The sequence below is a fragment of the Pantoea ananatis PA13 genome, assembly GCF_000233595.1.
Classification (GTDB): domain Bacteria; phylum Pseudomonadota; class Gammaproteobacteria; order Enterobacterales; family Enterobacteriaceae; genus Pantoea; species Pantoea ananatis.
Genome location: NC_017554.1, coordinates 1,858,383 through 1,872,432, shown reverse-complemented (window position 1 = coordinate 1,872,432; position 14,050 = coordinate 1,858,383). Strand labels below are relative to the sequence as shown.

Below are 14,050 nucleotides of genomic sequence, written 5' to 3'. Positions count from 1 at the left end.
GGTTATATCCGTTTAATCAGCACCGTCTGCACGTCGTTAGGCTTGAGCGTCTGCCGTGCCTGCATGGGCGTCATCTCATCGAGCATTACGCAGCGCGCGTCCTGCAGAGGCGGAATCACGACATCGGTTTCCAGATGGGGATTATAAAATCTGATGATGATTCCGCTGTGGTCTTCCGCACATTTCACCGCACTGACCAGGGCATCGCGGTGTGTTGCTGGCAGGCTTAGCGCGCTATAAGTTTCGGGATAATCCCGCACCTCGTCATTCAGACAAAAACGCAGTCGTCCGTTCAGGAAGTCGCTGTCCTGATAAACGGGAAACTCGGTCAGCCAGGTTTTCGACACGCGCGCATGTTGGGCCTCATCGAATGTGCCGAGGTAAGTTCGCCAGCCAAATGAGAAGGTCATAGTTTTCAACAGCTGGGCATCGGGCGTTTCTACGATACTTTCACCGGACGCGCGGCCCGGCCGATAAAGCAGATTTTCTTTACCCATAAAGCCAAATGTGCGGAACAGCGTCAGCGAGAGCGTATTGAAATCATCCCCGACGATTTCGTATTCACGCACACCATTGGTGTGCAGCGTAAAGCCGTGCTGCTCATCGTGGAGATTGACGTAGCTTTGCATCGGTTCAATCGAGATCGGTTTTTCCTGCCAGCGCTCTTCTTCCCAGCACTGCAGCGCCTTGCCAAGTTGCACCGGTCGGGTGACCGCGCCAAACAGCTGATCGGCACAGGAAACCCGGGCCGCAATATCAGTGGCAAAGTGCACACAAAGACGATGACTCAGAACGTTGTTATCCACTTCCACATTAAAGCGAATAAGATCGTCATTCTGCAGAACGACTTTTACCTTGAGGTTCAGGGTTGTCGTGGCAGTGCCTGCCGCCCTTTCGGCTAAATCAGCCGGGACCTTGAGCGCGTAGCGAAGTATCAGGCCCTGGCTGACGGTACTCTTTTGTTTCTGAACGGTCGTCATGGTGCCCTCAGACGTAATCATCCAGTCGGCCCGAGGCGGCGAATAATTGTATGAATCCCCATCATCACCGTTTTCCACAAACAGCATTTGCCGCGGATAGCGTTTACCGCTCCGTTTATCGGTAATGGTTAACAGGCCATCGGCTTCCGCCTGAATATGGTAAACGTCATTTTCAGCCGTTGTCTCCTGGCTCAGCGCTGGCCTCGCGGCGTTATCCTCACTGAAATCAATGTACCAGCGGTCATAGCCCAGTGCCGGTAATACCGGGCTGTTAACGGTCAGACGCGTACGGCAGACTTTTTCAGGTTTATGCCAGGCTTTACCCGGATCGAGGCGAATCGTCTGATTAAGTACGTATTGCGTCAGGTCTTCTTCCGACTCGATAACACAGGGGATTGCTTTGCCGTTGCCGTCACGCAAGGTAAACGGCAGCCCCGGCAGCCAGGCCTCAAAGGTTATGTCTGGAGCAACACTCCACGGCAGTGGATTAAAAGCGGTGAAGGTAAAATCATGCTGGCGCGGAATGCGCTGTGTGATCAGTCGGGTATGTAACTCCAGTAAATTCTGCGCCAGCCCTTTGGCTTCTTTATAGCGGAAGAAGACATCCTGATTGGTATCATCGCTGTTGCATCCGCCGATGCTGTCATGGGCGGCGTTGTAAAACATCAGTTTCCATATCGTTGCGACAATATGTTTGGGATAGGCATTGCCCAGGCTCTGACTTATCGCCAGCACAGGCTCAAGCGTATTCACCAGCAGCGATTCAACTTCATTGTTTAACAGTTTCAGGTCGGCACGACAGGAGAAGATCGTTTTGTGCACGCGCGAATGCTTAGCTTCGGTCAGTTCACCCTTTAGCGTTCGAGCCTCTGCACCGGCTTCCTGTTCCAGCATCTTAACGACAGTCAGCGGATTGCTGATGAGGTACTCGCGGCTATCATCACGGGCATTAAACTGCTCGACTAATTCTGGCAAGTTGCGGCGCACGGGAGCCTGGTCGAAGCCATGAGGAAACAGCAGGTGCTGGCGATGACTGCGCGCTTCTATTGCAGCCATCTTCTCATCAAGAAAGGCTTTCATGGTTTCAGGCGTTTCATCCAGCAAGCCGCCGTAGTGATAACCCCACGGCATCTGCAGGGCAAAAACCCGGTCACCGTTATCACCCTGCCAGAAAAATTCTGTTTCGTGCAGCGTATTATCGGCGATGCCGCGCCAGAATAAGGCATGATGGATACCGAACTGGCGATAGAGTTGCGGCATATTGCCGCCCTGGCCAAAACAGTCCGGAACATAGCCTAGCTTCATTACGTTGCCATGGCGTTGAGCCACTTCCATACCGTAAAACAAATTCCTGACAACAGACTCCTGATGAATCACCAACTGATCCGTTTGGGTAAACCACGGCCCCGTCAGCAAACGTTCATCGGCGATCAGTTTCGTGAGTCTGGCTCGATCCTCAGGAGCCCACTGAAGATAGCTTTCGATAAGTGAGCTTTGTGCGTCTAATAAATAGCAGGGAAACTCAGGATGGGTTTCCAGTACCTGAATAAGATTTTTAATATGGTTATACAGGTAAATCCGCGAGCGTGAAGACGTAAAATACCACTCCTGATCCCAGTGCGTGTGCGTATAGAGATGAACTGTCCGCTTTTTCATATTATTAACCTTACTAAAAACCGCTTTAGTCGAATTTAATTTCAATATCGTCTGGGGAAGTATTGATGCTCTCGCTGTTCGCATCCGTCTCATTAAAATTCACTAAAACGTTAGCGCCTATTGCGATCACCAAGGTGCCCACCAGCGCGCCAAGAAAATAGGCCCACGGATTCCCGACGGTAAAACCACCGTACAAGCCCCCCAACGGCGGCATAATGGGATAGGCTTTAAACAGCGCCACCGTCATTGAACCCATGGCGCCCGCCAGTATGTTTAACGGAATTAATCGCGCGGGATTTTTTAACGTAAACGGTATTGCCCCTTCGGATATTCCCAGAATGCCCATAATCACCGAGCCATTACCGGCTTCTTTTAGGGTTTCACTGAAGTTACGTGGCCGGATAAAGCGGGCAGCGGCATAGCCTAATGGCGGAATAATAATCGCGACATTGACCAAAATAGCCGGTAAATAAACGCCACTCATAAACAACACATTTCCCGTGCCCCATGCCGCTTTATTAACCGGCCCGCCAAGGTCAAAACAGATCATCCCACCCAGTACCGCAGCCAGCACAACGGTATTGGTGCCGTCTTCGGTCATGCGCTGCACCCAGGCCATCAGCGAACTGTTGAGCCAGTGCAGGACATCGCCCAGTAGCAACAGCATCACGACAACCTGCAGCCCAACGGTAATAAACGGCAGGATAATTAGGGGCACGGACGAAGCGGCAGAACCGGTGATGCGGATTTTTCGTGATACCCATTCCGCAGAATAACCCGCCAGTAAGCCGCCCAGTACCGCTCCCAGAAAACCGGATCCGGTAACAGAGGCAATCAGCCCCGCCGCAAAACCTGGCGCCAGCCCTTTTTTCCCGGCTATTGAATAGGCAACGTAAGCACCTAATACGTAATTCATTAATCCAATGATTTTGAAGCCGATATCCTGGGCAAGATACAGCCATTTTTCCAGCCCGCTACTGTGGGCAAAGCTGTCCAGATTGGGTTCACCCAAGATGATGCCGATAATCTTAGCCACGGCGACGACTAACGAGCCGGCAATAATGACGGGCAGCGCAAAAGAGATCCCTGTCATTAAATGGTTTTTGATATTGACCATAGTTTTTTTCATAGTGTCACCAATATCACGGGTTACGGCGCGCCTCGACAGCCGCCACGCATTTTGCAATGACCTCGGCTGCATGTCCGACGCACTGACTGATTTTCACCCTAATGACGGTCTTACCGGCAAAGCGCTCTTCTTCTTCAATCGAGCGATCGGCGGCAATCAGCACAAAGTCCGCTTCAGCAATATGTTGCGGGGTTAATTTATCGATCATCCCCATCGCCCCTTGCTGTTCGATATGCACCTGATGGCCCTGCTTTCTTCCCTCTTTCTCAAGCGATTTGGCTGCCATTGGCGTATGGGCTAAGCCCGCAATACAGGACGTGACGCCTACGATATTCATGCTTCCTCCTTAAACTGGATTCGTTGCACCATAAACTGGAACAGGGCATCCCTGTTTTCGAGCGTAAATAAGGCTCGCCTGAAATCATCATCAACAATCTGGCTTGCCAGCGCGTTTATGATTTTTAAATGCAGAAGACTGGCGCCAGATTTTGGTACCAAAAGTGCGAAGATTATTTTGATGGGTTCGCCATCCAGACTTTGCCATTCAATTGCGTCATTCAGCCGAATAAAAATCACGCCGGCTTTTATTACGTTGTCCGTTTTGGCATGAGGCATGGCGATTTGACTTTCAAAACCCGTGGAATATTCATGCTCGCGCTGCCAGAGATCCGTTTTAATGTCATCTGCACTCAGCGCCCATCCCTGTGCAACCGCGTGCGAAGCAATAAAATCAAAGACCTCGTCTTTGCTGGTAAATGCTTTATTTAAGAATATGCTTTCGCGATCAATAAGCATGTTTTCCCTCTTGCCGGATTGTTCCGTACCTTGATGAAAATCCTAACCGAAACCTAAGGTATGTAAACACAAGCGGTTTCCGGTATGGTGCGGAAGATGTCTGCGGCAGAGCGGGCCAGAAATGGGAGCTTTGTCTAAATAAAAAAACGTTATGAGCGTGAGATCACTTGATTTGATAAGGGAAGGTTTAACAGAAGTAAGTAAGGCCGAAACCTATTTAGGGTGACAGGAAGGGATATATTTGGAGATGTGTGGTGTATTTTAGAAGACGGGAGACAGCGTTATCGTGTTGAGTGCGATTCAACGCGAGGATAAAAAAGGGGATGTGGGCGGAATGGGGGAATGAGTTGGTCTGCAAAGAGGATACCACAGACCAACCTGCGGGCTATATCATGCGACGCTGCCGGCCAACTCTGGCGAGGCGTTGTGTCCGGCAGTAAACGGCAAACAGAATGAAAGCTTGTCCGTTAAGTATCCAGCGAGCACCAGCCAGAGCAGCGAGTGCCAGAAGCAGCCACAGGCCTGAGTGACTACCCGAAATAACGCTGTAGGCCAGTAGTAAAATGGTCGATATCATCAACATCGCACAGAGATAAACTAACCCCGCCACACCGGTTGTATAACACCGCGCAAGCAGGTAACTGGCCGTGAGTATCGCGCCAATAATGACGATTGAGGGAACAAAAAAACTCAACGCATGTACCTGTGGGCTGAGCTGAGGTAACGCGTGCAGAAATGTCAGCAAATTAAATGCAAAGGCGATCAGCAACAGCATCAGAACTATTGCAACAGGTAGGTAGCGCCAGCGGGTCTGGCCGTCATCCTTTTCAATGATACAGCCCTAGATATCGTACCATCAGCGAATCCCGTTCCGGTCGGTCACGCAGTTATGCAGTTATGCAGTTATGCTCGTCGTGGGAACCGGCATGGCGATCCAGCGGGTTGCCCGAACTGTCCCAGCAGCAGTGACCTTTACCAAGTTGCACGCCATCTTGAGAAAATAGCCAAATAACATTTTAATATTGCTGGGTATTCCTCACTATCAGCACTCACAATAATAACTTACGTCTGACTTTAGGCTTTACAATTTTTTTACTCATTTAAAACTTAAAGATTATTATCATTTATTATTTTCCATATTTTACTCTTTACAGAATCCAAAAATTTATTAGCTTCACTCCTTTCTTTTTCATCATCGCGCCAAATATAAAAATCAGTAAAAGAACCATTCCCCTGCTCCATTGTTTTCCATGTATCACAAGCTTCCTCTAAGCTCTCTTTTTCAGAAGTACCTTCCTTGTTTAAGCAAATATCAAGTTTTTCAATTATTGCCAACACTCCTCTCATCCAATTTTTTTCATGTTCTTTCTCAAGGATTTTTTTCAGAATTTCAAATTCAATCAATAAATCGGCAAATATCTTTCTACAATCCATATAATTACCTCAACGGCCAACTATCAAGCACTTATACTCCACTTAGTCGCCACGGTTGCTCAACAAATATTTGATTTATATTCTATTCACCCAGATAAACTCCCCTTGATAGCGTACAGGCCCTTTATAAATAGTTGTCCCTTTAGGAATAAATAACTTGTATACAGATTCAATTAGAAAGTTGTCTGTCAATATACCATTTTTATCTATCCATTTTGGTTTTACTGCTAGGTCTATGTGTACTTTTGGTACAGAATCAGAAGCTGAATTCCCATTAATTTTTGCCAAAGGCCCGGATTATTAACCATTTCTTATTTATAATCACCTTTACACCTACTCACCCCCCACAGTTCAACCATCCCAGCGCAATTGGCGCATACTAATAAAAACAGGGATGTTCAAGAGCCCACAACCGAGTATAAAATGTTTCTCTAATCTCGATGCTACCTACATAATTTAGTATTGAGTACTATAACGTGACTATGCATCAAATGATGTGGCGACAGAATAATTGAGTCGGTTACCTGTGCTATCCTCCACATCTTCTAGCTCCCCACCTTATCTAGAAGCATTTGATATAGCTAATAGTTTTTAAGCTATTATAGGTCTCATTAAAATCATCGATAACTTCTAAAATTCAAGATAAGTAGATACTGCTTTTTCAGCATCTGACATTTTAAAAAGTAATGGATTATCGTAATCATTATAAATTTCCAAATAAGCTTTTACTGAATTGTGTATGTCATTATGATCCAGGATGTCAGCCTCTATCTTTTTAATTATTAATTCATATTTTTTAATGATGTCATCAAGCTTATTTTTTCCATGCCCTAAAGCTTCACTTTTGATTAAACTCAGCGTATCTTTTAATATTTTTATAACTTCATTCTTATTCATGTAGACAACCTATGGAGTATTAATTCTTCTAATGTTTAAAATCCAACTCTGATCCCAGTCTCGAGGAAGGATTATTTGATCAGCTTTCCCAGCAACTATTATTGCACCGGATTTTGTTACTTGAGGTGCAACCTCACCAATCTGTAATATAGTCCCCCTAGGCACCAATATTGTAGGTTCGCATTGTCTGGTATTTTTCCATGCTGGTAGCAATGCAGCATCAATCTTAGCTTGAATACTACTATCTGCACTTGTTGTAGAAATGAATGAACTGCAAGCACACCCGTTTTAGTTCCACGCACTTTTTGAGGTTTCCGGTTTTTCGGCCATCAGCCGGTACTCCTCCGGCGTCAGGTTATTCAGGGATTAATGAGGCCGCTCGATGTTGTATTCCATCAGCCAGCGACTTGTGATTTCCCGGGCTTCATTCAGCGTTCTGAACAGGTAAAAATCCAGGATTTCTGTTCGGTACGTCCGGTTAAACCGTTCGATAAAGGCGTTCTGCGTTGGTTTTCCCGGCTTGATAAATTCCGGCATCACTCTATGCTCTTCAGCCCACTGTGCCAGCGTCAGTGAGACCCGTTCTGGTCCGTTGTCCATCCGCAGTTTCAGTGGATAACCCCGGTTTGCCACGATTCTGTCCAGCACCCTGACCACCCGCTGTGCCGGGATATTCAGATCGATTTCTATGGCGAGGGCCTCGCGGTTAAAGTCATCAACCACATTAAAGGTCCGAAAGCGTCTGCCGCAGACCAGCGCATCATGTATAAAATCAATGGATCAGCTCTGGTTAAGCGCTTCCGGCGTAGCCAGTGGCACCGGGTTACGTGCGGGTAAACGCTGTTTTCCCTTGCGACGAAAATTCAGTTTCAGCAGGCAGTAAATCCGGTGAACGCGTTTATGGTTCCAGGTGTTACCCTGCCTGCGCAGCAGCTGGAACAGCTTTTTGAAGCCGTATCGCGGGTAGCGCTCTGCCAGCTCAGTCAGCACCTGGATCACCGGTTCATCACGCCGGGTATCGGGCTGGTAAAAACAGACCGTCCTGCTCAGCGATAACGTCCTGCAGGCCTGGCGAATGCTCATGGTAAATTGCGCAGTCAGGTAACCGACGAGCTCACGCTTTATCGCTGGTTTTAAAGCTTTTTTTCGATGACTTCTTTAAGTGCCCGGCATTCAAGGCTGAGAGCAGCAAACATCTGTTTGAGGCGACGGTTTTCATCCTCCAGGTCTTTCATCTTTTTTATATCAGAGGCTTCCATACCGCCAAACTTCGCTTTCCAGTTGTAATAGCTGGCTTCAGAGATACCGGCTTCACGGCAGACATCCTAAACGGTACGTCCGGCTTCGACGGACTTCAGAACGGCAATGATCTGGTGTTCGGTGAATCGGGCTTTACGCATGGTGATCTCCTCACAGGACATAATCAGTATGTCGGAAGATCTCTAAAAGTGAATGGTTCGGTTTACCGGGATGCTTACAAGGCGCTGCGCAGTGAACTGGAACAGGCGCTCCAACGGATGAGGGCAGCGCTGGCCTGACGGGCGGCGGCTAAAAGTAAAAAGCCGGAAGGAGTTCGGGGATTGCTTCCGGCTTTTTAATTATATTTCTTTATAAGCTTGTTCTGCATCGATAATAATACTTCCTAGCTCAAAGTTAAAAGGCCACTGATCAGCTACGACTCTTGCTATACCTAAAACTCTTTTATTTTTAGGGGGGGTATTATCTGATTGAATCAACCTTAATACTGTTAAAAAGCTTTCTTTAAATTTTGAGAGCTGGTTTATTGAGCTTACAGATAATACCTTCTCATCTTTTGTAAGGATAGCTTTATCAAGCTCATCTATAGCTTTCTGAATCTTTGCAACTGCTTTATTTAATTTTGTCATTTCATAAATCTAATAAGTTTGCGAGATCAGTTATGTATTTTTGAGTCTGACCACCTGGCAACCCGGCACCTTGAGCAGATGCCCTTCTTTCGAGGATTACAGAACCCGGTTTAACTTTAAATTGTGATATATTAGTCATCTGATTCCACTTGATTTTTACAACTTGGCAGCAAGTTTATTCCATGTGCTCTTAACACCTTCCCATAATTTTTTCCTTTATTAAGTTCGTCATAATATCTACCGTAAAATCAATGCATAATTCAAATAAAATTTAATTAATTCAAGTTTCACTACCAAATATTAAATAACTGTTTCCAGATTTCCATCTCTTCATCTGTAGCAAGACTATATCTTTGCTTCCGTTAACCTTAAATAAACTTAATCGTTATTGTGGTTTTTATTACTCCCCAGTATTCCATGTCATGTATATACCATGGTTGAATGATCTTGTCTCATAGGAAACTGAAATATCCCCCCAAGAGAACTCCCACCTTACTACATCATTTGAAATAAAATCAGGCTCTCTTAACTCTAATGATGAACAAAGCCAATTAGATAAGTTTTTTACTGAGTCATTTAACATTTCAATATTGGTTCGTTCATCCCAATTACTTAAGGAATCGTAATATTTACTTTTTTTATCTATAAGTTGCACCATAAACGGAAAATTAAAACATATTGGCCTTATATGCATTTCAAATTCTTTGTTAAAAAAAATTATTGAATCGATTAGATAATGATGAGGAAGGTTTTTTTTTATAAAGCCATGACTATTCATTTTTTTATAGAAATCGCTTTCACAAAAAATGTCTTCATCTGTAACATCCAAACCTAATTCATCTAAAATCATTGCGCCTGTAATTGGATCAAATTTTAATTTTTTCATATATCAATAATTTTCCCTGGGATTAACAAATGTCTCAATTCCTCTGGTATGAAGAACTGAAGTCCCCCGCCATCGCCATACATTTTATTCGCTGCAGCTCTACCGTAAGCAACGTCAATGTCTTCGCTTACATAAAATGCTCTTAATTTCGTACGCATAGGCCAGCGTGGGTCCAATTTAACTTGCAATGCTTGATGATAACCTAACGGATCTCCTCTATACTGATTAACTGTAGGGAACGTCACTACATATGCAGGTTGCTGGTCACCGTTAGGGTAAAGAGCATAGAGAATTGTACCTTTTTTAAGCTTCCTATTCTTGTAAACGTCAATTCCAGGGTAATCGGGGTTTTTTGGACCTTGCCATTTTGTTGCTTCCTTAGAAGGATTTTTACACTTCATCAACCCCAACGGATCCACCCAGCCCAGCGCATTCGGGGCATACTGGTAAAGGTTGATCCCGCCCGCCAGCCCTATCGGGTCATGCTGCGTAAACCGGCCGCTGTCCGGGTCATAGTAGCGAAACAGATTATAGTGCAGCCCGGTTTCACGGTCCAGGTACTGGCCCTGCATACGCAGGTTCTGCTCCACCACCGGAATTCGCTGGTTAGACTCGCGCAGCAGTTTGCCCCATGGGCTGTTCACACCTTCCCAGGTCTTCTGGCCTTCAACGTCGGTCAGCAGCTCGGGCGTACCATTCGCGGCGCAGTGAAACCAGAATATCTCCGGGCTTTCCACGCCATCAATACGGGCCAGCGGCTCATAGCTCTGGCTGTCGCTGTACACATAGGTAAGTGGAGTATCGTCGTGGATCTCCTGCAGCAGACGATAGCCTTCCCAGACAAAGCGCGTTGTGATGGCCTTGCCAGACGGCCTGCCCTGTAACAGTTGCTGGCGGGTTTTACTGATGCGTCGACCCAGCGGATCGTAGCGGAAGCTCACCTTAGTACGTGGCTTATTGCGGTCCCGCGGTTCGCTGATGACATCCGTCAGGCGGTGCTCACCATCGTAACGGTAGCGCCAGCGGGTCTGGCCGTCATCCTTTTCGGTGGTGCGGCCATGAATGTCGTACTGCCAGCGGATACCGTTCAGTTCAGTGACACGGTTATGCATGATATGGGAAGCGGCATGGCGATCCAGCGGGTTGCCTGCGCCATCCCAGCGCCACTGCTCATTACCCGGCTGCGCGCCTTCCTGAGACAGCAGCCGACCGGCGTTATCGTAGTGCCATAATGTCTGGCTGAACGGGTTATCGTCGCGCTCTTCACGGATTAGGTTGTTGCCGTAATCGAAGTCCCGCCGACGGGACCAGACGCGCGGCGCAGGACGCTGTGCTTCACCTTTGAAAACGTCACGGCGGCGCAGCCTGCCTAACCGGTCATACTCACTGCGCGTGGTCAGGCCGCCCTGCGTGCGGCTGAGTTCCCGATGCAATGTGTCACGGGTAAACTCGGTGACCGGCAGGTTGTCCAGCGCGATGCTCAGTAAATGGCCGCTGCCGTAGTAAAGCTGCTTCAGGTTGCGACCATCCGGCAGGGTTAAGGCCGTGCAGTTACCCAGCGCGTCGTAATCCCAGGCCAGCGCGCCCTGTTCACCCTGCTCACCTAGGATGCGGCCCAGCGCATCATAGGTAAACGCAATCTCCTGCTCGGCCTGCTGGCTCCACTCGGTGTCAGACAGCGGCAGATGCTGCGACACTTTACTTAACTGCCCACCACCGCTGTAGTGATAGCGCGTCTGGCCTTCCGGCGTGGTCCGCGCCAGCAGTTGTCCCGCCCGGCTCCAGTGATAGCGATGGGTAATGGACTGAGGATGTCCGGCGGCAAAGGTGCGTGATACCGTACGGCCCGCCGCATCATAGTCATATCGCGTGGCAACGCCATCCAGCCCAACCTGGGCCAGCAACAGGGAATCTGCGCCCCACTCGAACTGATACTGCTCGCCGTTCTCGTTTTGCAGCGCTGTCAACCGACCACGGCTGTCCCAGCTGCGCTGAACCGTCTCGCCCTGGGCATTACGGTTGGCGATTAAGCGTCCGACGTTGTCGTAGCGGAATTCACTACGTTTACCATCCGCTGACTCGTGGGCCAGTGGCAGGCCGTTGTCGCTCCAGCGCAATCGCTCTTCCCAGCCCTCTGCCCGCTCCAGCAGAACAGGACGGCCCGCTGCATCATAGTGATACCGGGTTTCTTCACCATCCGGCGCAGTCACACAGCTGAGCCAGCCAAGGGGATGATAGCGGTAGCGCGTCGTCAGCCCTGAACAGTCTGTTTCGCGGATAACCTGGCCGGCATCATTGAATTCACGACGATAGCTGTTGCCTGCCGCGTCAATCTCTTCGACAACCAGCCCAAACTCATCCCGCTTATAGAAGGTACTCTGCCCGAGCGCATCAACCACGCGCTCAAGGCCATGATGGGGATCGTAATAGTATTTCGTGGTGGCACCGTCAGCCCCGGCAACGACCGTGGGCAGAGAACGGTGTGACAGCCATTGCACCGCCTGTACACCGCCGTCCGCATCTTTCTCCTCTACACGGTTGCCGAGATCGTCATAGGTGAAGCTCACCGCATTACCCAGCGGATCGATACGGCGCGTCAGGAGTTCGTTTTCATCCCACTCATAGCGCCAGGTCTCGCCCCGCTCATCAATAAAGCAGGTGATGAGCCCTGCAGCATTCCAGTGATGTTCTCGCTGCTGACCGTCATAGGTCGATACGCGCGTGATGCCAGCATCAAGATCATAATGCATGTGACAGCCGTCACCGGTATTGGTGCGGTTTTCAACGACGCGCCAGTGATCCAGCTTCTGCCAGCGATATTCGCTTTCCAGCCCGCCCGGCAGTTGATGCCAGACCATTAACCCGTCATCGTTGTAACGGAAACGACGCGAGACAACGCCTGCGGCATCGGTGACGCTGGCAAGCTGGCCCTGTTCATTATAAGTCCAGTGCGTTAATGGCCACTGCTGCTCACCATCAAAATGGCTGGCCGAGGTCGGGCGCTGTGCATGCTGTTTGTCGTCGTAATGCAGGGTGACATCAATAGCCAGCGGCGCGTCATGAATGCGCACCAGACGAGCCTGCTCGTCCCAGCCCATCTCCAGCGCATTGCCGTACTCGTCGCTCAGAGAAGCCAGCCGCAGCACTTGCGGATCAGCGGCCGTACGTCTGTACAGACGCCATACCGCACCGTCGTCGTCGGCAATGGCGACATCACCCAGTTCGTTGCGCCTTACCATCAGCCCTTCGCTGATGCTGTAGAGCACCTCTTTTTCACCGGGAACCGCAAAGCTCAGCTCGCGCCCGTTGTCATCAAACCAGGTCGCCTGATTGCCATCCAGCGTTATATAGCTGTCAAACACCGTCGCCCAGCCCAGACCAAATAATCCGCTGCGCTGGGTCAGGCTGTTATAGCTACGCTGGAAACTGAGCGGGAAGCGACCAGGAAGGGAGAAATCGCGCTCGGCATCATCATTAAGCACTTTGACGCCCGTGGAGGCATGAACCGGAAACAGCGATGAGAAGGCGGCGTTGATCGCCATATCCGCCATCATCCCACCGACCGCGCCAGCAAGTGCGCAGGGCATGTTTTTCAGAATCTGGCTGGGGCGACCACGAATCAGGGAAAGGCCGATCATCATCACGGCCAGACCTGGCACCTTGCCACTTTTAATCTCTCTTACAGTGACGGTTTCACCACCAATGATGACATTGGGGGAAACATCGTCACTCACGGTGGCATCACAGGTGGTTTTATCCTTTGCGCGCACCGCAGGCTGGCCATTGATAAAGACGCTTTTCGATCCCTGCGCCAGATATTGCGGTGCGCTGTGCTTTTCACAGGCCACTTTGTCCTGTTCCAGCGGAGAGGTGCCAGCGTCGGCGGAGGCTACCGTGGGTTGCCACATTGCACTGCCAAACTGACCCACCGCAGAGAGCAGCATGCCGCCATAGTCTGCGAAACTCTTGGGCGATTGCGGTTCCGGTGGCGGCGTATCTCCGGGCGTAAGCATCCCGGCCGCGCGTGCAGCTAAAAGACCATTCACGTGAACATTCTCTGATCCGCTGGCGATCACACCGGCTGGAGAAGGCGGGAATATCATGTCTCCCAGCCCATCGGCCGCTTTAGTGATGTCATCCGAAATGCCCGCAGCATTCGCTAATACACCGCCAATAATGCCGCTGAGCAGACAGCTGGAACCAATGGCTGCGACGCCTGCCGCAGCCATTCCTGCCCCCAGCAATGGTGCTGCTGCTGTTGCCGCCGCACCGACCGCCGCACCGATCACCGCGTAGGCTGCGCCCTCAGCGACAATACTGGTGATATCAGCGAAAATGCTGGAATGAATGATCTCATCGCCCACGCGGGCCGCACGGTTATCCATAG

General features: G+C 49.4%; 10 protein-coding genes and 1 pseudogene. All 11 read right to left on the bottom strand.

Translation table 11 applies throughout. The features are described 5' to 3' along the window. Positions 1-2 precede the first annotated feature (2 nt). Complete coding sequence (gene mngB / locus PAGR_RS08735; protein WP_014605545.1) at positions 3-2,636, bottom strand: mannosylglycerate hydrolase; 2,634 nt, start codon at positions 2,634-2,636, stop codon at positions 3-5. A gap of 25 nt (positions 2,637-2,661) precedes the next feature. Beyond that, the gene (locus tag PAGR_RS08730) at positions 2,662-3,765 is read right to left on the bottom strand and encodes a PTS fructose transporter subunit IIC (RefSeq protein WP_029570208.1); all 1,104 of its coding nucleotides are present in this window, start codon (positions 3,763-3,765) and stop codon (positions 2,662-2,664) included. Between the two features lie 13 nt (positions 3,766-3,778). Beyond that, positions 3,779-4,102 carry a PTS fructose transporter subunit IIB gene (locus PAGR_RS08725; RefSeq protein WP_013026223.1) on the bottom strand — a complete coding sequence of 108 codons (324 nt, stop codon included), beginning with the start codon at positions 4,100-4,102 and terminating at the stop codon, positions 3,779-3,781. Further along, entirely contained in the window at positions 4,099-4,560 is a 462-nt protein-coding gene (locus PAGR_RS08720) for a PTS sugar transporter subunit IIA (protein ID WP_013026224.1), read from the bottom strand. The genes PAGR_RS08725 and PAGR_RS08720 overlap by 4 nt, the downstream gene beginning before the upstream one ends. A 385-nt stretch (positions 4,561-4,945) precedes the next feature. After that, positions 4,946-5,254, bottom strand: coding sequence for a hypothetical protein (locus PAGR_RS08715; RefSeq protein ID WP_237711080.1), 309 nt, complete (start codon positions 5,252-5,254; stop codon positions 4,946-4,948). A 413-nt stretch (positions 5,255-5,667) separates the two neighbouring features. Then, the gene (locus PAGR_RS08710) at positions 5,668-5,994 is read right to left on the bottom strand and encodes a hypothetical protein (RefSeq protein WP_044042320.1); all 327 of its coding nucleotides are present in this window, start codon (positions 5,992-5,994) and stop codon (positions 5,668-5,670) included. A gap of 630 nt (positions 5,995-6,624) precedes the next feature. Continuing rightward, positions 6,625-6,891: a hypothetical protein gene (locus PAGR_RS08705; RefSeq protein ID WP_044042318.1), complete on the bottom strand. Its 267-nt coding sequence runs from the start codon at positions 6,889-6,891 to the stop codon at positions 6,625-6,627. A 288-nt stretch (positions 6,892-7,179) separates the two neighbouring features. Further along, positions 7,180-8,291, bottom strand: a pseudogene (locus tag PAGR_RS23495) (IS3 family transposase). 198 nt (positions 8,292-8,489) lie between these two features. Then, positions 8,490-8,777, bottom strand: a complete 288-nt coding sequence (locus PAGR_RS08685) for a hypothetical protein (protein ID WP_014605543.1) — start codon at positions 8,775-8,777, stop codon at positions 8,490-8,492. 400 nt (positions 8,778-9,177) lie between these two features. Beyond that, on the bottom strand, positions 9,178-9,663 hold the full coding sequence (locus tag PAGR_RS08680; RefSeq protein ID WP_014605542.1) for a hypothetical protein: 486 nt from the start codon (positions 9,661-9,663) through the stop codon (positions 9,178-9,180). Continuing rightward, positions 9,660-14,048 carry an RHS repeat-associated core domain-containing protein gene (locus PAGR_RS08675; RefSeq protein WP_014605541.1) on the bottom strand — a complete coding sequence of 1,463 codons (4,389 nt, stop codon included), beginning with the start codon at positions 14,046-14,048 and terminating at the stop codon, positions 9,660-9,662. The genes PAGR_RS08680 and PAGR_RS08675 overlap by 4 nt, the downstream gene beginning before the upstream one ends. Positions 14,049-14,050 lie beyond the last annotated feature (2 nt).